This window comes from Methylobacterium sp. V23, assembly GCF_002917135.1.
Taxonomy (GTDB): Bacteria; Pseudomonadota; Alphaproteobacteria; order Rhizobiales; family Beijerinckiaceae; genus Methylobacterium.
Window position 1 is genome coordinate 56,409 of record NZ_PDHT01000016.1, and the last position, 19,734, is coordinate 76,142.

General features: G+C 69.9%; 15 protein-coding genes. 8 read left to right on the forward strand and 7 right to left on the reverse strand.

Translation table 11 applies throughout. The features are described from left to right. Positions 1-3 precede the first annotated feature (3 nt). Positions 4-573, reverse strand: coding sequence for an SH3 domain-containing protein (locus CRT23_RS16175; protein WP_103710509.1), 570 nt, complete (start codon positions 571-573; stop codon positions 4-6). A gap of 277 nt (positions 574-850) precedes the next feature. Here CRT23_RS16175 and CRT23_RS16180 point away from each other — a divergent pair, with 277 nt between their 5' ends. The 3 genes from CRT23_RS16180 (at position 851) to CRT23_RS16190 (ending at position 3,536) form a co-directional block, all read left to right on the forward strand. Next, entirely contained in the window at positions 851-1,855 is a 1,005-nt protein-coding gene (locus CRT23_RS16180) for a D-glycerate dehydrogenase (protein ID WP_055945949.1), read from the forward strand. A gap of 145 nt (positions 1,856-2,000) precedes the next feature. After that, a complete protein-coding gene (locus CRT23_RS16185) occupies positions 2,001-3,041 on the forward strand; it encodes a PAS domain S-box protein (RefSeq protein ID WP_055945946.1) in 1,041 nt (346 codons plus the stop codon). 69 nt (positions 3,042-3,110) lie between these two features. Further along, positions 3,111-3,536, forward strand: coding sequence for a SufE family protein (locus CRT23_RS16190; RefSeq protein ID WP_055945943.1), 426 nt, complete (start codon positions 3,111-3,113; stop codon positions 3,534-3,536). A 6-nt stretch (positions 3,537-3,542) separates the two neighbouring features. On the opposite strand, the gene CRT23_RS16195 is transcribed toward CRT23_RS16190, so the two are convergent. Together CRT23_RS16195 and CRT23_RS16200 are read right to left on the reverse strand one after the other, a co-directional pair. Then, positions 3,543-4,454, reverse strand: coding sequence for a DUF6456 domain-containing protein (locus tag CRT23_RS16195; RefSeq protein ID WP_245436291.1), 912 nt, complete (start codon positions 4,452-4,454; stop codon positions 3,543-3,545). 213 nt (positions 4,455-4,667) lie between these two features. Further along, the gene (locus CRT23_RS16200; RefSeq protein ID WP_103710510.1) at positions 4,668-5,102 is read right to left on the reverse strand and encodes a MucR family transcriptional regulator; all 435 of its coding nucleotides are present in this window, start codon (positions 5,100-5,102) and stop codon (positions 4,668-4,670) included. A gap of 452 nt (positions 5,103-5,554) precedes the next feature. On the opposite strand from CRT23_RS16200, the gene CRT23_RS16205 reads away from it, so the two are divergent. Further along, positions 5,555-7,708 (forward strand): S9 family peptidase, encoded by a 2,154-nt coding sequence (locus CRT23_RS16205; protein WP_103710511.1) that lies wholly within the window; start codon positions 5,555-5,557, stop codon positions 7,706-7,708. A 10-nt stretch (positions 7,709-7,718) separates the two neighbouring features. Here the strand turns inward: CRT23_RS16205 and CRT23_RS16210 are convergent, their stop codons facing one another. Beyond that, entirely contained in the window at positions 7,719-11,315 is a 3,597-nt protein-coding gene (locus tag CRT23_RS16210; protein ID WP_103710512.1) for an AsmA family protein, read from the reverse strand. Positions 11,316-11,422: 107 nt separating this feature from the next. Further along, entirely contained in the window at positions 11,423-11,674 is a 252-nt protein-coding gene (locus tag CRT23_RS16215) for a hypothetical protein (protein WP_055945926.1), read from the reverse strand. A 198-nt stretch (positions 11,675-11,872) separates the two neighbouring features. On the opposite strand from CRT23_RS16215, the gene CRT23_RS16220 reads away from it, so the two are divergent. From CRT23_RS16220 to CRT23_RS16235, 4 genes are all read left to right on the forward strand, one after another. Beyond that, positions 11,873-14,239: a UvrD-helicase domain-containing protein gene (locus CRT23_RS16220; RefSeq protein ID WP_055945923.1), complete on the forward strand. Its 2,367-nt coding sequence runs from the start codon at positions 11,873-11,875 to the stop codon at positions 14,237-14,239. Positions 14,240-14,642: 403 nt separating this feature from the next. Further along, complete coding sequence (locus tag CRT23_RS16225) at positions 14,643-15,359, forward strand: PhoH family protein (RefSeq protein WP_055945921.1); 717 nt, start codon at positions 14,643-14,645, stop codon at positions 15,357-15,359. 133 nt (positions 15,360-15,492) lie between these two features. Continuing rightward, positions 15,493-15,750: a hypothetical protein gene (locus tag CRT23_RS16230; RefSeq protein WP_055945918.1), complete on the forward strand. Its 258-nt coding sequence runs from the start codon at positions 15,493-15,495 to the stop codon at positions 15,748-15,750. Positions 15,751-15,915: 165 nt separating this feature from the next. Beyond that, a complete protein-coding gene (locus tag CRT23_RS16235) occupies positions 15,916-16,542 on the forward strand; it encodes a LysE family translocator (protein ID WP_103710513.1) in 627 nt (208 codons plus the stop codon). Positions 16,543-16,576: 34 nt separating this feature from the next. Here the strand turns inward: CRT23_RS16235 and CRT23_RS16240 are convergent, their stop codons facing one another. Further along, positions 16,577-18,100, reverse strand: a complete 1,524-nt coding sequence (locus CRT23_RS16240) for a murein L,D-transpeptidase family protein (RefSeq protein WP_103710514.1) — start codon at positions 18,098-18,100, stop codon at positions 16,577-16,579. A 330-nt stretch (positions 18,101-18,430) separates the two neighbouring features. Further along, entirely contained in the window at positions 18,431-19,393 is a 963-nt protein-coding gene (locus CRT23_RS16245; protein ID WP_055945910.1) for an acetyl-CoA carboxylase carboxyltransferase subunit alpha, read from the reverse strand. Between the last annotated feature and the right edge of the window lie 341 nt (positions 19,394-19,734).

Consider the following 19,734-nt stretch of genomic DNA (forward strand, 5'->3'; position numbering starts at 1 on the left):
GGCCTACTCGACCTTCTCGTTGGGGTAGACGCCCCAGAGCCGCTCCTGGCGGATGTAGCCGTCCACGTCGCCGCGCCGCTGCGGCAGCGCCACGATGATCCGGCACCAGGTGCCCGTGCAGGTCTTGACGCTGCCGATGACGCCGGCCTGGAGGCGGGCCTCCTCGCCGGAGGCCTCGTCGGCCTTGGCGTAGAGCGGCACCGGGGCCTTGTCGCCGCCCTTGTCACTTGCTTTGCCGGCGGTGACGATGGAGGTGCGCCGGCCCGAGAGCAGCGAGTGCAGCACCCAGCCCTCGGTGCCCTCCGAATCGCGGATGCGGCGCCAGGTCTCGAACTCGGCGACGATCTCGACGGGCAGGCCGGCGCGCTGGAACACCCAGAGGGTGCGGTGGTCCTTCGAGGGCCCCTCGCGCAGGTTGACCCGGTCGGTCTTCAGGCTGGCGTAGCGCGGCAGCGGCAGCTTCGTCACCGGCCCCAGGGCGACGTCGGGGCCGGCCCCCGAGGCCGGGGCAGCCGCGGCGGCGCCGGCCGACAGGAGGGTCGCGAGGGTGAGGAGCAGGGCAGGCGCGCGCATCGTCCGGTGATCCTTCACGCTGTCCGGTTGCGGGCCGAAGGCTGGCGGCCGGCCCCGGCGTGCATTGTGTTCCGCGGCCTCTCTGGTAGAGAGGCCTCAGGGTCGAGAGGACCCTGGGGTCGTGGCCTTCCGGCCGTCGGCCCGGTCGTCTCGAATGTCTTGACCGGTGCGTGGTTAACGCGCGGTAAGCCGGCGGTGTCGCCCTCGCATCGGAGATCGCGCCGGAGACCGGCCGGGTCGGATCGGGGCTGGCCGACACCGTTCGCGGGGAGGGTGCATGTCGTCGTTGAAGCGCAAGCCGCTCGTGGTCGTCACGCGGCGTCTGCCCGAGGTCGTGGAGGCGCGCATGCGCGAGCTCTTCGAGATCCGACTCAACACCGACGATGCCCCGATGGCGCCCGACGCCCTGATGGCGGCCGTGCGCGAGGCCGACGTCCTGGTCCCGACCGTGACCGACGAGATCGATTCGGGCCTTCTCGCCCAGGCCGGCCCGAACCTGCGGCTGATCGCCAACTTCGGCAACGGCGTCGACCACATCGACGTCGCCGCGGCATTGGAGCGCGGCATCACCGTCACCAACACCCCCGGCGTCCTCACCGAGGACACCGCCGACATGACCATGGCGCTGATCCTCGCCGTGGCCCGCCGGGTCACCGAGGGCGCCCGGATCATTCCGGACGACGCCTGGACCACCGGCTGGTCGCCGACCTGGATGCTCGGCCGCCGAATCACCGGCAAGCGCCTCGGCATCGTCGGGATGGGCCGGATCGGCCAGGCCCTGGCCCGCCGGGCCAAGGCCTTCGGCCTGCAGATCCACTATCACAACCGCCGGCGCGTCCCGGCGCAGATCGAGCGCGACCTCGACGCGACCTACTGGGAATCCCTCGACCAGATGCTGGCCCGCGTCGACATCGTGTCGGTGAACTGCCCGCACACGCCGGCCACCTACCACCTGCTCTCGGCCCGCCGCCTCAAGCTCCTCAAGCCCGAGGCCGTGGTGGTGAACACCGCCCGCGGCGAGGTCATCGACGAGACCGCCCTCGCCCGCCTGCTCGAGGCCGGCGACATCTCCGGGGCCGGCCTCGACGTCTTCGAGCAGGAGCCGGCGGTCAGCCCCCGCCTGGTCAAGCTCGCCCGCGCCGGCAAGGTCGTGCTGCTGCCCCACATGGGCTCGGCCACCCACGAGAGCCGCGTCGACATGGGCGAAAAGGTCATCATCAACATCAAGACCTTCATGGACGGGCACCGCCCGCCCGACCGGATCCTGCCGAGCATGCTCTGACGGTGGGGCTGTACCGCGGCATCCATGCCTGCAGCGGATGGCGGCCCCCCATCACAACGTAGGATCGGAACGGGCCCATGCCCGGCACGTTGACCGGCGCTGGCTCGGGCGGGGTCGGTGTTTGGAACGGGTGGATCGAGACATCATGGCCGCGGACACACCGTCGACCGAGGCGGCATCGGTGAGTGTTATGGGGTGCGGCGAGTTCCGGCGTTTCGCCGATTTCGTGCCTCTGATGATGTGGCGTGCCGATCCCCAGGGAGCCGCCGTCCATCACAATGAGTCCTGGCTCGCCTTCACGGGCCGCTCGGTCGAGGAGGAACTCGGCCACGGCTGGCGCCGCGGCCTGCATCCCGACGACCTCGAGCGCCATGCCGCCATCGTGGCCAAGGCCTTCGCCGCCCAGGAACCCTTCACCTCCGAGTTCCGCCTGCGCCGGCACGACGGCGCTTACCGGTGGCTTCTCGATACCGCCAAGCCCTTGCTCGAGAACGGCGATTTCGTCGGCTTCCTCGGGACCTGCTTCGATATCACCGACCGCAAGCATGCCGAGGAGCACTCGGAGCGCGCATTGGTGGAGAAGGAGGCGCTCCTCGCCGAGGTCTACCACCGGGTGCGCAACAACCTCCAGGTGATGGTCAGCCTGATCGGCCTCTACGGCCGCGCCGCGCCGGCCCCTTGCCGAGGCAGCTTCGAGGCGCTCGGTCAGCGGGTCCGTGCCATCGCCCTCGTGCAGCAGCACTTGCACGAAGCACCGCACATCGCCTCCATCGACCTGCGCGACTACCTGCACCGTCTCGCCTCCGGCCTCGGCCAATTGCGCCGGGCCGGGCGCATCGGCGTGACCGTCGGCGGTCACGGCAGCAGCCTGGTCGAGCCGCGCACCGCCAACGCCCTGGGGATGATCGTCGCCGAGGTGGTGTCGGAATGCCTCGACACCACCGCAGAGACGGTCGCTTGCGCTATCGCGATCCAGATCGACGCGGCAGCCGGCGGCCCCGTGCGCCTGAGCATCGTCTCCGGCGCGGGGGAGGGCGCTGCCCCTGGCAAGCTCGAGGTACCAAATCTCGGCCCTCGCCTGATTGCCGCTTATGCGTCCCAGGCCGAGATCGCCGTTCGGGGCGTCGGCACCGCCGCCGAGCCCCTGGAACTGCAACTGCCCGAGGTCCTCGCGCAGCCGTCCTGAGGATCGCATTGGCGATGGGATGAACTATATGCGCGAGGGTGCCGCTGCGCAGGAGCCGTTCCCCCACCCATGCTTCCAGACATTGCGACGATCATCGACAACTTCAGCATCCTCGATGAGGGGCCGGACCGCTACGAGTACCTCATCGAACTCGGGCGAGCCCTACCGCCGTTCCCGGAGGCGTTGCTGACCGAGGAGAACCGAGTCCATGGCTGCGAGAGCCAGGTCTGGGTCGATGCCCGTATCGACCGCGCCGAGGCCCCGCCCCGCCTGCACCTGCGCGGGACCAGCGATTCCGTGATCACCAAGGGGCTGATTGCCCTCGTCATGGCCCTGCACGACGGCAAGGCGCCGGAAGACATCGCCAAGGTCGATGTCTTCCAGACCTTCAAGGAGATCGGGCTCGGGGCCCATCTGACCTCGAAGCGTTCCAACGGCGTCCGGGCCATGGCGGAGCGCATCCACCGGGACGCGATCCGCCTGACGGCCGCCTAGAACCTGTCAGCTCCGCCGCGCGGCGTGCAGCGAAGCGTCCCGCCACAGGCGCGGGCGGGCACGGTCCGGTCCGACCGCGGCGCGCTCCAGTCCATAATGTTCGGCCAAGCGCGCCAGGGCGATGCGCGCCACCACCTTCGCCGAGCGGGCCGGCCAGCGTCGCTCCGCCTCGATCCGCTCGAGGCCCTTGAGGAAGCCGCACAGGTCGATCAGCAGGCCGGACAGGTCGCTGCCGACAGCGTCGAGGGCCGCCCGAACCCGCTGGCGAGCGGCCAGCATCGCGTTGGAGCCTGCGGCCGGATCCCGCGGACCTGATCCATCGACCTTCACACCGCTCCAATCCTGACCCATCCGCGGCATCAGCGCCGCCCCGGTCAGGTCCCGTCGCAGGCGTTCCCCCGCCTCGAAGCAGGCTGCGTCGATGAGGGGGGTGCCGTCGCGATCCCGCCGCCGTGCCATCCAGGCCAGGGGGCTCTCGGATGCATCCCGGACCGGCCGATCCGGCGCGAGGGAGCTGCTCACGAGATCGAGATGCTGGGCGAGATACGGTGTCTGCGAGCCGGCCGCCTCCCTGCGCAGCCGCGCCCGTCCCGCCGGGCTGATCGTCATGCGGGCCGGGCGTCCCGAGCCGTGTTCCGCCAGATCATGGGCCAGCAGTTCGGCACCGGCGCTTCGTCCGAAGCGACCACCCCCGATGGAGATGCCGGTACCGCCCTCCCGGACAATCCAGTCCTCCGTCTCGGTGGGATCGGGCAGCGCGTAGGCCCCTTCCTGCGCCAGGGCGTTGAGAAAACGACGGGCTTCGGTGCCCAGCGTCTCGCTTCCGCGACGGGCGGGCTGAGGGCGCGCGAGCCGGGGGCCGTGCTCCTGGGCCGGCTGCACGGCAGCGATCGACGGGACAGTCCGATCAACGTTCATGGTTTGTTCCAGTACTCAGGACGACAGCGCCACGCGCCGGAACGCCAACAGTACGGGAAATATATCCTAACACAAGTCTTGACGGCGATTTCGCCGAACGCCCATCAGCCGGTCCCGACTCGGAATGATCGGGCCCGGTCACACGCGCTTCAAGGCTCTTCGCAAACGCGGATAAGCTCCGGACGCCGCAGGCGCTCCGGAGCACTCGCAAGCTTACGCCGCTTCGTCGTAGTTTCCGTTGCGGGTTTGTCCGAGGCCGATCGCCTTCGCCAGGTCGGAGCGCGCCTTGGCGTAGTTCGGAGCAACCATCGGGTAGTCGGGCGGCAGGCCCCACTTGGCGCGGTATTGCTCGGGGCTCATGTCGTACTTGGCACGCAGGTGGCGCTTCAGCGACTTGAAGGTCCGTCCGTCTTCGAGGCAAATGATGTGATCGGCCGTCACCGACTTCTTCACGGAGATTGCGGGCTGAAGCGACGCTGCAGGCGCCTTGGCCTCGAGCTGCCCGCTGGCAATCTGGGTCAGCGCCCTATGAATGCGCGTGATCAATTGAGCCAACTCGCCGGGAGGCACCGGGTTGTTGCTCACGTAAGCCGAAACGATGTCGACGGTCAGCTCGACATAATCCGCGGAGTGTTCGATGTCGGTCATAATCGGAAGGGCTCTCCTGACGCGATGCAGTGGATAAGGTACGCAAGCAACTCGACCGCCATCGCGCCGATGCTCGCTCGTTCCGTGGGGCGATCCCGCAGCGTCACCGTGTGTCCTGCATGCGCTATAGAATGCGCAGCAACTTCGCCTGCTACGATTTCTTGATATGCTATTCTCGATGACATCGCAAGACGGGCATGCGCAGTTCGATAACGTCAAGCAACTGTTGCGAACAATATTTCAACCGCGCCGAATTCTCGGGATCTTCATCCCAGCTGGCTGAGCACCAGCCCCATGAAACCCATGGACAGATTGCCGCAGCCGCGGCCGCGTTCGTCGGTTCAGCGCCCCGCGGCCCGCACGCTTGCTTGCTGCCCACGTCCGCGCCACATGGCACGACAACGTGGAGCGACGCGTCTCCGTGTCTCGACCCTGCGTCAGGATTTTTCGCAATGGCTTCCCAGTCAACAAGCATTTCGGTTTCGGCCACCGCTCCGGTCGCGGACGTGCGCCCGCACACCTACGAAGTCCATGGTCGCATGATCCGCGACGACTATGCTTGGCTGAAAGCCGACAATTGGCGGGATGTCCTCAAGGATCCCGCGGCCTTACCTGTTGATATCCGGGAACATCTGGCAAGCGAGAACGCCTATTCGGACGCTGCGCTCGCGAGCACTGCCGCTCTGCGCAAGACACTCGTTGCCGAGATGCGCGCGCGGATTCGGGAGGACGACAGCAGCGTGCCCGAACCCGACGGCCCCTATGCTTATTACACCCGCCATCGCGAGGGTGGACAGCATCCGTTGGTGTGCCGGCGTCCGCGCACCGTCGTGGTGATCCCCGGCCAGGGCGCCGAGACGGCGGCCGACGGGGGGCCGGAAGAGGGGGAGGCCATCCTCATCGATGGTGACCGCGAGGGGGAGGGGCTGGCCTTCTTCGAGATCGCCGCGGCCGTCCATTCCGACGACCACCGGTTGCTCGCCTGGAGTGCCGACACCAAGGGCTCGGAACTGCACAGCATTCGAGTGCGCGACCTTGATTCAGGCTCCGAGCTGTCGGACCGCGTCGAAGCGACCACCGGTGAGGTGGTCTGGACCGCCGATTCCCTAGCCTTCTTCTACGTCGCCGTGGACGACAACCACCGGCCCGCGCGGGTCATGCGCCATCGCCTCGGGACCACGCAGGACGCTGATACCCTCGTCTACGAGGAGGCCGATTCCGGCTTCTTCGTCCATATCGAGGAGACGCAGTCGGGCGACTACCTCACGGTAACGGCCAGCGACCACGAGACGTCCGAGGTTCATCTGCTCGATCGTCGGACGGCGGAGGGCACGCTCACCGTGGTGCAGCCGCGCGAGCCGCTGCTGATCTACTCGGTCGAGAACTGGGCCAACCACCTCTTCATCCTCACGAATGCCGACGGGGCCGAGGACTTCAAGATCGTCACCGCCCGGGTGGAGGCTCCCGGTCGCCAGAACTGGGCCGACGTCATTGCCCACCGCCCGGGCGTCATGATCCGTCACCAGCACGTGATCGCCGACCATCTCGTGCGCCTCGAGATCGAGAATGCCCGCCCGCGCATCGTCGTGCGCGACACCAAGGGCAACGAGCACGTGGTGGCCTTCGCCGAGGAGGCTTACTCCCTCGGCCTGCAGCCGGGGCATGAGTTCGAGACGGCGGTGATCCGCTTCACCTACTCGTCGATGACGACGCCCGCGGAGACCTACGACTACGATTGCGTCACCCGGGCCCGGCAGTTGCGCAAGCGGCAAGCCGTTCCAAGTGGCCACAATCCTGCGGACTACGTCACCCGGCGCCTGTTCGCCACCGCACCGGACGGCGAGACCGTGCCGATTTCGCTGCTGCACCGGCGCGACTGCCCGCTCGACGGCACCGCCCCGCTGCTCCTTTACGGCTACGGCTCGTACGGGACGCTGATGCCGGCGGCCTTCCGCACCAACCTGCTGTCCCTGGTGGACCGCGGCTTCGTCTACGCCATCGCCCACGTGCGGGGGGGGACCGAGAAGGGCTGGCGCTGGTACCTCGATGGCAAGCGCGAGAAGAAGCCCAACACCTTCTCGGATTTCGTTGCCTGTGCCCGCGCTCTGATCGAGGCCAACTACACCGCCCAGGGCCGCATCGTGGCGCATGGCGGCTCGGCCGGCGGCATGCTGATGGGTGCGGTCGCCAACCTCGCTCCCGAGCTGTTTGCCGGCATCGTCGCCGACGTGCCCTTCGTCGACGTGCTGAACACCATGCTGGATGGTGAACTGCCCCTGACGCCCCCCGAATGGCCGGAATGGGGAAACCCGCGCGAGAGCCTCGCGGCCTTCGAGACCATCCTGGCCTACTCGCCCTACGACAACGTGGCGGCCAAGGCTTACCCCGCGATCCTGGCGCTTGGTGGCCTGACCGACCCGCGCGTGACCTACTGGGAGCCGGCGAAGTGGGTCGCGCGCCTGCGGGCGACCATGACGGGGGGGGGGCCGATCCTCCTGCGCATCAACATGGAGGCGGGGCATGGCGGCGCCGCTGGGCGCTTCGATCGCCTGGAGGAGGTCGGCCTGATCCAGGCCTTCGCCCTGCAGGCCGTCGGCAGGGCCTGAGGGCTCTCGCTCAAGGCCGAGGGGCCGCCTCGGGTTGCGGAGCATTCGCCTCCGGGGCCTGGCGGCGTGCCGCCTCGGCCTCGCGCGCCTGCACTTCGCGTGCGGCCTCGTCGGCCGCCTGCTGCGCCCGCAGACGCGCTTGGCGGGCGGCTTCCTCGGAGGCCGCCAGCTTGTCCGCTGCGGCCTTGATGGCGAGGATGCGGGCCTTGTCCATCTCGATGCGGGCGCGGCGCCGCTGGCGCTCGCTCTGGTCGGCCTCGAACAGCTCGATTTTCTCGAGCTCGCGCTGAAGCACCAGGGCGGCGAGCCCGTTCGTTACAGGTCCGGCGTCGATGCTGCGTTCGGGATTTCGAATCGGACCGCTGAAGCCGAGCTGGATCGACGGGTTCGCCCCGCTCCAGCCCTTGGGCGACTGGCTCGCGACGAGAGACCCGCGCGCATCGATGCGTGCGTCCCGCAGGTCGACGCCGAGCGTCCCGATCCAGCGGGCGGATCCGAGGGCCAAGGTCAGCGGGCCGGCGCGCAGGGTGCCGCCGACGAGGCTCGCAGGGCTGGAGACCGATCCCTTCACGGTGAGCGAACCTGCGCCGAGTTCCTCGGCCACGAGGGCCTGAAGGCGGCCCTCTCGCAGGGGGTCGTCCTCGGCCAGGGCCCGTGTCAGCGCCCGATCCAGACCGGCCGGATCGGCCCCCGGGAGGCTGACGTCGGTGAGCGTGAGGGTGCCGCTGCCGCCGAGGTTGTTCATCAACCCGGTCAGGCTCTCACCCGAACTGCCGAAGCGGAGCTGGGCGGTGACACGACCTTCCACCGACCCCGGGCCGATCAGTCCGGGGATCGTCGCGTCGGTGATCTGACCTTCGCCGGAGAGCGCGGCGGCACCACCCTGACGTGTCGAGGTCACGCGTCCCGCGATGCGTCCGCCGGCGAGGGTCGCGTCGAGGTCACGCAGGGTCAGGGTCTCGCCGTCGAGGGTGACACCGAGGGTCGCGCCGGTGGCGGTAAGCCCACGCCCGAGCTCGAGGCTGTCGACCCGGAGGCCGAGGGAGACGGGTGGCCGGCCCGCCGGCACCGGCGCGAACCGCGCGCTCGCGGGGCTCTGCCCCGGCCCGCGCGGGGCTTCGGTCGGCAGGATGGTGGCGCTGGCCAGCATCGGCAGGGACAGGCGGGTCAGGGACGCGCTGCCGCCGATCGCGCCCTCGGCCGTGCGGGTGAGGTCGGCCGAGACGGGCTGGCCGGCGATTCGACCGACGACCCCCAGGCGCAAGTCCGGGCCGGCGCGCGACAGGCGCAGGCCGAGATCGGCCGGGAGCGGCCCGGGGACCGGTACGGCGCTGCCCGCCAGGGTGAGGAGTGGCGCGAGATCGGGCAGGGCGAGCTGAAGCTCACCGCCTCGCGGCAAGGTCTCGGCGGCGTCGAGGCGGAGCGGCTGGACCGTCGCGATCGCGATGTCGGCGACCGTCCCGCTTAGGCGCAGGGCGAGGCCTCCGGGAGACGCGGGGTCATCGGACGGGGCGGGCACGGCGGCGATGCGCAGGCGACCGGGCCGGCGCAGGGCCGGGACGTCGGTGCGCCCGAACCAGGAGGCCGCGTTCGCCGTCGCGATGGTGAGGTCGAGGGTGTCGATGCGGCCGGCCCGGCTCAGAAGGTCGAGGTCGAGGGTGCCGCCCGCCGCGTTGCCCTTCGCCCCGACCCTCAGCGTGTCGGCCGCGCCCGCATCGCGCTCGATGTTGACCGCGAGGTCGAGGGCCCCGTTCCGCAGGAAGGCCGGGACCTGGCGGGCCTCCGTCACCCAGACTCGGTCGAGGAGCGCGAACAGGGGAGCGGCCACCGCCGCCGAGACCTGCCCGGCGATCCGACCCGTGCCGTCCGGACTGATCCGGCCCGAGAGCTTGGCATTGGCGCCGGCCAGGTCGGTGATGTCGAGGCTGTCGACCACGAGGCTCGGGCCGTCCGACTGGATGCTCGCCGCGATGGTGCCGTTGCCCCCATGCGCGCCGGCAGGCCCGTAGCGCACGTCCCGGGCCTGGAGCGTGATCCCGACATCGTGGCCCCGCAGGTCGGCGAGGGTGCTGCCCAGCACCGGCAGGGCGGCGATGTCGAGGCCCTGCGCGGCGAGCTGCGCGTCGAAGCGCCCCCGCTCCGTGCCCTCGGCCGCGATGTAGCGGGCATTGCCGGTGATGCGAGCCTCGCCGAGCCCGAGGCGCAGAGTGCGCAGGGACACCGTGCCGGCGGCGACCGAGAGGTCCGTCGTCCCCTGCACCGGACGGCCGTCCATCACCGCCACGGCAGGGCCTTCGAGCCCGAGGCGCCGCAGGTAGCGGCCGAACCCATCGGAGGCCGGCGTGTCGAGGGACAGGTGCCCGGTGAAGCGCAGGCCGGACTCGGTGTCGATCTCCCCGCTGGCGCCCAGGACCGCTGCGCCCGGCGCGGTGACGTCGAGCCGGCGCAGCACCACGCCACCGGTGCGGTCGAGGGTGCCGCTGGCGGCGAGGCCCGTCCATTCGTCGAGGCCGAGGGCCAGGCTCTCCACCGCGAGATCGAGATCGACCATGATCGGCAGTCCGAGGCCGTTGCGGCTGCCGGTGCTCGGCACGCCGCGGGCGATCAGCGCCTGCCCGGCCGCCGAGGTCAGGAAGGCGTCGAGGTCGAGGCGACGGGCGGAGAGCGCCAGGGCACCACGCCATTGCTTCAGGTCGAGCTGACCCGTGCCGCCCAGGCGCAGGGCTTGGCCGCCGGGATCGATCTCCAGGGCGACGTCGGTGAATCGGGCCGTCAGGCCGCGCCCCTTGAACTTGCCCGCGAGCGAGAAGGGCAGGTAGGCGCCCGCCGCCTGGACCGGCGGCCCGACGACGATCCGGGCGCTGCCTTCGGCCACCGCCGAGGCCAGGCGCCGGCCGCCCGTTCCCGTGCCGGCGGGGGCGAGGCCGATGCGGGCATCGGCCTCGAAGCGGGGCTGCGTGTCGCCGCCGCCCGCGATCTTCACGCTGACGCCGTCGGGTCCGAGCTCGCCGGTCGAGACCCGGAAGGGAACGCCCCGGCTGATGCCTTCGGCCCGCCAGGGCCCGACGAGGGCCGGCGCCGAGACCTGCAGCGCCTCGGCGTAGAACTGCTCCGTCCGGCCGGTCGCGGGCACCTGGGTCGTCAGCACGAATTGCCGAATCGACAGATCCTCGATGGCGAGGTCGCGCCGCAGGGCCGCCGAGAGCCCGCGCGCGGGCAGCAGCATCGCCTCGCCATCGGTCACGGGGAGCTTGACCTCCGCCCGGCCGACCCGCGTCTCGGTGAAGCGGATCTCGCCCTTCAGCAGCGGCGCCAGGGCGATCTCGGCCTTGATCCACTGCAGGTCGAGCTGGGGCTGGCCGAGGGTGGACTTCTGCGCGGCGCCAGCCCCGGATCCCAGCCGCAGGCGATCGAGCTTGAGGCGCGGCGAGGGCAGGAGCCGGACGCCGATACGGCCCTCGGTCTGAGCGGCGACCCCGAGGGAGCGCGCGATCGTCCGGTCGATCGTGCCGCGATAGCCCTCCCAGGCCACGAAGGGCGGGACGGCGAGCGCCGCGACGAGGAGCAGGATGACGGCGCCCGCCAGCGCGGTCAGGATGTCACGCACCGTCTCTGTTCCGCCTCGTCATCCGGACCGGGTCCCGCTTCGCCGGCGGACATAGCACAGGCAGGGCCGGAGCGCGCCAGGGCCCGCGCCGCCTCCGGCGCTGCGGCTCAGCGACGGCCGGGAACGACGATCGGGGCAGGGGGCGCGCTCGGCCGGAACAGGTCGCTGCGCTGGATCTGCAGGCGCGACTGGTTGGTGTCGAATTGCTGGCGCTGCTCGATGCCCCGGAGTTCGCTGCGGTTGGATAGGCGCTCGTTGGTGGCATTCAGGCTGTCGACGCCCCGCGACGAGACCTGGGCGAGGGCCGGGCTGGCTGCGAGAACGGCGAGGCCGGCGAGAAGGGCGGGGGAGCTACGCATGGCGGCGTCCTTGGCGATGACGGAATGAGATCTGATCTGGTAAGACGACGCATCGTTGGAAAGGCGAGTTCCCAAATCTCAGGCTCCTGCGGCGCTGCGTCGGTGTCAGGCCGAAATCCAGGGGCGCGCCCTCGTCGACGCGCCGCCAACACGGGCATCACCCTCGACGCCGTTCGCGTTTTGGTCCAGGGATGCGGCATGACCCAGCACTCCGACGCGGCCGGCCCCACCGCCTCCGACGCCGCCCCGACCTCCATCGCCGCCCGTGCCATGGCCTCCCTGCGGCCGCAGGGCAGTCCCTACCTCGAAGGGCTGAACGCCGAGCAGCGCCGCGCCGTCGAGGCGACGGACGGGCCGGTGCTCGTGCTGGCCGGGGCCGGCACCGGCAAGACCCGGGTGCTGACGACGCGAATCGCCCACCTGATCGCCACCGGCAAGGCGCGGCCCTTCGACATCCTCTCGGTGACCTTCACCAACAAGGCCGCGCGCGAGATGAAGCACCGCATCGGCGGGCTCATCGGGCCGGCCGGCGAGGGCATGCCCTGGCTCGGCACCTTCCACGCCATCGGCACCAAGATCCTGCGCCGGCACGCGGAGCTGGTGGGCCTGCGCTCCGACTTCACGATCCTCGGCATGGACGACCAGCTTCGGCTGATGAAGCAGGTCATCGTCGACCAGAACATCGACGAGAAGCGCTGGCCGGCGCGGGCCCTGTCCTCGGCCATCGACGGCTGGAAGAACCGAGGCCTGCTGCCCGAGCAGGTGCCGCCCGGCGAGGCCCAGGCCTTCGCCTTCGGCAAGGGCGGCACGCTCTATGCCGCCTATCAGGCCCGGCTCCTGACCCTCAATGCCGCCGATTTCGGCGACCTGCTGCTGCTCTGCCTGAAGCTCTGGCGCGAGAACCCGGACGTGCTGGAGAACTACCAGCAACGCTTCCGCTACATCCTCGTGGACGAGTACCAGGACACCAACGTCGCCCAGTACCTCTGGCTGCGCCTGCTGGCGCAGGGCCACCGCAACGTCGCCTGCGTGGGCGACGACGACCAGTCGATCTACGGCTGGCGCGGCGCCGAGGTCGACAACATCCTGCGCTTCGAGCACGACTTTCCCGGCGCCGTCGTGGTCCGCCTCGAGCGCAACTACCGCTCCACCGGCCACATCCTCAGCGCCGCCTCGGGCCTGATCGCCAAGAACGAGGGCCGCCTCGGCAAGACCCTGCGCACCGAGGACGTCGCCGGCGAGAAGGTGACGGTGTCGGGCGCCTGGGATTCGGAGGAGGAGGCCCGCCAGGTGGCGGAGGCCATCGAGAGTCTCCAGGCCAAGCAGCATGCCCTCTCGGAGATCGCCGTGCTGGTGCGCATCTCGGCCCAGATGCGTGAGATCGAGGACCGCTTCGTCCAGCTCGGCCTGCCCTACCGGGTCATCGGCGGACCGCGCTTCTACGAGCGGGCCGAGATCCGCGACGCACTCGCCTATCTGCGCGTCACGGCCAACCCCTCCGACGACCTCGCCTTCGAGCGGATCTTCAACACGCCCAAGCGGGGCCTCGGCGACGCCACCCTGCAGGCGCTGCACGCCTATGCGCGGGCCGAGCGGGTGCCGCTGCTTCAGGCGGCCCGCCTCGTCGTGGAGACCGACGAGCTGAAGCCCCGCGCCCGGTCCGGCGTCCGCGCCCTGGTCGAGAGCTTTTCACGATGGTCCCGGCTGGTGGGGACGCAGCCGCATTCGGAGGTGGCCCAGACCATCCTGGAGGAATCCGGCTACACCGAGATGTGGCAGAAGGAGAAGTCGGCCGATGCGGCCGGGCGCTTGGAGAACCTCAAGGAATTCGTCCGCTCCATGGAGGAGTTCCCGGACCTCGCCGCCTTCCTCGAGCACGTCTCGCTGGTCATGGAGGCCAGCGAGCAGGAGGGCGCCGACCGGGTCTCGCTGATGACCCTCCACGCCGCCAAGGGCCTGGAATTCGACACCGTCTTCCTGCCGGGCTGGGAGGATGGCCTGTTTCCGAACCAGCGGGCGCTCGACGAGAGCGGCCGGGCCGGGCTGGAGGAGGAGCGCCGCCTCGCCCATGTCGGCCTGACCCGGGCCCGCAAGCGCGCCAAGCTGTCCTTCGCCGTCAACCGGCGCATTCACGGCCTGTGGTCCTCCACGGTGCCGAGCCGCTTCATCGACGAATTGCCCGAGGACAGCGTCGACGTGATCGATGCGCCCGCCCACTTCTCGGCCGGGGCCTCGCGCTTCGATCGGAACCCGACGCCCTTCGGCTCGTCCTACGGCACGCCGGGCTGGCAGCGGGCCCAGGCCAACACGGCGCAGTCCGGAAACGCCAACGGCTACGGGGTCGGCAACCGCTCGCCGGCCAGCCGGGGCGGCCCGCGCCAGATCGAGGGCGAACTCATCGCCAAGTCGACGGGCGCACCCTCCGCCTTCAGCGTCGACATGCGGGTGTTCCACACCAAGTTCGGCCCCGGCACCGTGGCGGGTGTGGACGGCAACAAGCTGACCGTTGATTTCGACAAGGCCGGCCGGAAGATGGTCCTCGACAGCTTCATTCAGGCGGCCTGATACGCGGGACGCCATAGCTGCGGAGAGCGACGCACGGATGCGGACTGCGTCTTCCACGACACAGCCCGGGGCAATCGGCAATTGCGGCCGCCTTTCCCCCGCAGTGCAGCATCGGCGCAGACTTTTTACATCATTTTCAAGAATAGTTGTTGTCACGCCCCTGTCGCGCCCGGCGCGGCATGGTGCGTGCAACGCAACGTCCTGCGGTCATCGGGGCCGTATCGGGAATCCACAGCCTTGAGGGACCCGCCCGGAACTTGAGGGCGGTCTCCGGATTGGCTGTGAAGCGGGCGAGGTCGAAAGGATCGCCGAAACGGGATCAGTCACAAGTGATGCGAAGCAAGTTCAGCAAGTCAGGCTCAGATTAAATCCAGGTTGGCAAGTCCGGTTGGAGTGTTGATCGATGAAGAGACGCCGCGCACGACTTGAACTCGTTGAGGACCGTCCGGTCCGGCTGCACAAGACCCGCTTCGACGAAGAACGCAATCTCAGTCCGATCCAGCCCCTCACCGACCGGCAGGCGCAGTACCTCGACGCCCTTGCCCTTCACAAACAGGTTATCGTTCTCGGCCCCGCCGGCACCGGCAAGACCTTCATCGCCGGGACCCGCGCCGCCGATCAACTCCGCCAGCGCCGTATCGCCAAGGTGATCATCACCCGGCCGAACGTGCCCTCCGGCCGCTCCCTCGGCTTCTTCCCCGGAACGCTGGAAGAGAAGATCGCCCCCTGGGTTGCGCCCCTGACCGAGACCATGAAGGAGCGCATGGGCGAGGCCGCCTTCGAGATCGCGGTGAAGACCGGCGACATCGAGGTGGTGCCCTTCGAGGTCATGCGTGGGCGCACCTTCAAGAACTGCCTCGTGATCCTCGACGAGGCGCAGAACACCACTACCGCCGAGATCAAGATGTTCCTCACCCGCATCGGCGACGATTGCCAGGTGATCATCAACGGCGACGTCTCCCAGACGGACTTACGCGAGACGTCGGGCCTTCGCACGGTGATCCACCTGATCAAAAGTCGGATGATGCCGATCCCGGTGGTAGAATTTACCCTCGACGATATCGTCCGCTCCGGAATTTGTGCTGAGTGGGTGCGCGCTTTCGAGGAAACGAATCTCTGACTCAGGTGTTGTCAGCGGCAGGTCGGAACGGGGCCTGCCGCTCACTCCGGTGCGCGACACAAATTTCTCGGCCTCGGGCGCGAGAGAACCAACCGGGTGCCGCGCTCGGCCAAAAGAGAATGGGAGTCTACACGTGAGGAAACTGACCCTTGCTTTCGCCGTGCTCGCCTCGCTCGGCGGTGCCAGCCTCGCCACCTCCGCCTCGGCCGCGCCGGGCACCCCGATGGGCGTGACCGCCCCCGAGACGGTGTCCACCGTTCAGATGCGCATGGAGCGCCGGATGGAGCGTCGCATGATGCACCGTCGCATGGAGCGCCGCATGATGCGCCGTCACATGGAGCGCCGCATGATGCACCGTCGCATGGAGCGCCGGATGATGCACCGCATGTGATCGGTCGCTCGATCTGACCGATCTGGAGAAGGGTCCCTCACGGGGCCCTTTTTCGTTGGGCGCCGGGCTGCCCCGCGTCCCGGCCGGGCGCCGACCCGGGCGCCGTTTGCTAGGAGATTGCCGGTATCGCGCCCGGGGCGCGCGCCCTCGATCGGGAGACCGGCCGTGACCTTCCAGACCTGGTGGCTGTTCTTCAGCGCCGTCTTCCTCCTGTCCGGCACGCCGGGGCCGAACATGCTGCACATCCTGGCGCGCAGCGTCCGCGTCGGCTGGCGCCGCAGCCTCGCCGCCATGGCCGGATGCCTCAGCGCCGTGGTCCTCGTACTGGTGGCCTCCGCCGCGGGACTGAGCGCCGTCCTCCTGGCTTCGCCGGTCCTGTTCGATGGCCTGCGCTATGCCGGAGTCGCCTACCTCGTCGTGCTCGGCGTCCGGGCCTGGCGCGGGCAGGACGGAGCGCTGGAGATCCCCGGCCCCGCGGGGATCCCGGCGCCGGTCGGGCTGGGTCGTCTCTACCGCGACGGGCTGCTGATCGGCCTGAGCAACCCCAAGCTCCTGCTGTTCGCCAGCGCGTTCCTGCCGCAATTCGTCGAGCCGACGCGGCCGCAGGCCCCGCAATTCGCGATCCTGGTCGTCACCTTCGCGGCGGCGGAGCTGTTCTGGTACGGGGTCTACGCCCTCGGCGGCCGCCGGCTCGCCGCATCCCTGACCCGTCCGGCGCTGCGGCGGGCCTTCAACCGGATCACCGGCGGGATCTTCCTCGGCTTCGGCGCCATGCTCCTCGGCACGCGCTGAACCGGGGCAACTCGGCTCAGGACGATTTCGCGCCTCAATTCTTGGGCGTGGTGGAGCCGGTGGTCTTCGGCGAGGCGATGGTCTTCGGCGAGGCGGTGGTCTTCGCCGACGCGGTCATGGCCGCCGAGGCGGTCTTGTGGGCCGGCTTCGCCGCCTTGTCCTCGTCCGGCTTGCCGCCCTTGGCCGGGGCGAGGGCAGCGTGAGCCGCCTTCGCGGGCGCGGACTTGGCCGCAGGCTTGGCCGCGACGGGCTCCGGCTCGGCCGCAGCCACGGCCGGGACGGTGGCGGCGTCGGCGGCCGGGGTCGCGGGGGCGCCGTTGCTGAACAGGTTGCCCATCAGCGTCTTGTAGGCGGCCGGATCGCCCTCGGCGTCGGCCACCATCACGCGGGCGGGCTTGGCCGGCTCGGCCACCACGGGCTCGGGCCTGGCTGACGGCGCGGCGCCCTTCCGGGCGAGGTTCGCGGCGGCGGCCTTGGTGGGGATCGGAGCGGCCGCGGCCATCATCACCGGACGGCCCTTGGCGTCGACCTCGATCTCGCGCTCGCCGGCGGCCAGGCTCTCGGGGCGGCTGACGTCGCCGAGCTTGTGCTGGGCATATTCCTTGGGATCGTATGGCAGCTCGGGCTCGGGGTTGGATTTGCCGAGGCTCGCGAAGGTCAGAGTGCTGGCGGGCGTCTGCGGACCGCGGAACACCGGGTTCTGGCTGCCGTCGTCGTAGACCAGCCGGGTCGCGGGCGCGCCCTTGGCGATCAGGTCGGCGATCTCGCGGTTGTCGCGCTCACGCTTCTCCGCCACCTGGGGCTCGACCTTGGGGGTGCAGGAGCCGGCCGCCGCGTCGGCGCCGCCGAAGACGTACTTCGTTCCGCACAGGCCGACCCGCGGCTCTTCGCGCAGGGCCTCGAAGTAGTCGGAGCCTTCCTTGAGGTTCTTCCAGAACGGCGCGTTGGGGTCGTTGCGGAACTTGGCGATGTTGGTCGCCGTCATCCGGAACGGATACGACTGAAATTGGAATGCGCGCTGGCCGCCGGCAAAGGAATCGCGCGCCAGGGCGTAGATCTCGCCCATCGACTCGTCGGTCATGGCAAAGCAGCCCGACGACGAGCAGGTGCCGTGCACCATGATGTAGTTGCCGGTGCGCCCGTTCGCCCGGTCGTAGGCGTTCGGATAGCCGGTGTCGAACGAGAGATAGTAGGACGAGTTCGGGTTCATCTGACCCGGCGTCACGGTGTAGAAGCCCTCGGGCGCCTGACGGTCGCCCTGCTTGGTCTTCGGGCCGAGCTGGCCCGACCAGCGGCAGATCGGGAAGGTCTTGAGCAGGGCGTACTGGCCGTTAGTGCCGCGCTTCCACACCTCCATCTCCGCTTCCCGCTTGTAGGCGCGGATCAGGATGGGATCGCTCTGCGACATGCCCTTCTGGGCCATCAGCGCGAGGGTCTTCGGCGGCACCGGGGCCAGGGCCCGCAGCGGAACGCCACCGCCCGTCGAACCGTCCTGGCAGGCGCCGAGCGACAGGGCGAGCAGAGCGAAACCGGCGGCCACGAGCGGGCGCATAGCCATGGGGAACCTATCCTCAGTCACGCAGCCCCGGGCTCACGCCCGTGGCATGCCACTCCCCAACCCCTTAGCGTCGTTAAACTTACCCGGTTGTTACCGCAAGGAGACGGCCGCGGCGGCCTGGGCGGGATGTGGATTGCGGACATCACCGGCCCGTCGACGCGATCTCGCCGCATTTGACGCCGCGTCGGGCGGGCGGGAAGGAAACGGATTGATTTCGCAGGTTTTTCGCCAGCGCTTCGCCGCGCGTCGATGTGGCGAAACCTTGGCAGCGGCTGGCAAGCCGACGGGCCCGTTGGTTCCCGCCGCGATCTGCGGCGGAGTGTCGCGATCTTAGAGCTTCCGACCGATCTCCATGAACTTCGCCGCGCGCCGATCCCGGATCTCGTCCGGGCCGAGCCCCTGGAACTCCACCAGGGCGGCTTCGATGGCGGCCCCCGTTGCCTCGATCGCGGCCTCGCGTCCGCGATGGGCCCCGCCCGTCGCTTCGGGCACGATGCCGTCGATGATGCCCAGGCGCAGCAGGTCCTGGGCGGTGATCTTCATGGCGGTGGCGGCGTCCGACGCGCGACCCTGGTCGCGCCACAGGATCGAGGCCGCGCCCTCCGGCGAGATCACGCCGTAGATCGCATGCTCCAGCATGAGCACCCGGTTGGCGGTGGCGAGCGCGATGGCGCCGCCCGAGCCGCCCTCGCCGATGACCACCGCGACATTCGGCACGCCGAGGGCGAGGCAGGCCTCCGTCGAGCGGGCGATGGCCTCGGCCTGGCCGCGCTCCTCCGCCTCGATGCCCGGGAAGGCGCCGGCGGTGTCGACGAAGGCCAGCACGGGCAGGCCGAAGCGATCGGCGAGCTCCATCAGGCGCACGGCCTTGCGGTAGCCCTCGGGCTTGGCCATGCCGAAATTGTGCCGCAGGCGAGTCTCCGTGGTGGAGCCCTTCTCCTGGCCCAGCACGCAGACCGGACGGCCGCGAAAGCGTCCGAAGCCGCCCACAATCGCCTGGTCCTCACCGAAGGCGCGGTCCCCGGCGAGCGGGCTGAAATCCGTGATCAGGCCGGCGCAGTAATCGATGAAGTGCGGCCGCTGCGGATGGCGGGCGACCTGGGTCTTCTGCCACGGGGTCAGCCCGGCATAGATGTCCGAGAGGGCGGAGGCGGCCTTGGCCTCCAGGCGGCCGACCTCCTCGCTGATCGAGACCGCACCGTCGCGGGCGGCCATGGTCTTCAGCTCCTCCAGCTTGGATTCGAGCTCGGCCACCGGCTTCTCGAAGTCGAGATAGGAGCGCGTCACCGACATGGGTCAGGGATCCTTATTCGTCGCCATCGCGCGCGGGGCGGCCGGGTCAGGGACGATGGCGGCGGAGGGCGTGCGGGAAAAGCCGCGACTGGGCGGGGGGTGTTGGCGAAGGAACTCCGCCTGTCAACCGTCCACAGGGCCCGGGTTGGGCCCGACCGCGGGACTCGCGGGCGCGGTTCGGCCTGACGTTCGGCCCAGGTGTCGAGGGGCTCGGACGCGAATCCGGCCCGGCAGTCTCCGCCGACGCGCTCGCCGGACACCCTCGTCAGACCCTCCCGCCAGGCAGCCATGCCTCACCGTTTCGGCGGCCAACCCGACCGGGCGGTCCTGCCGCCGAAGCC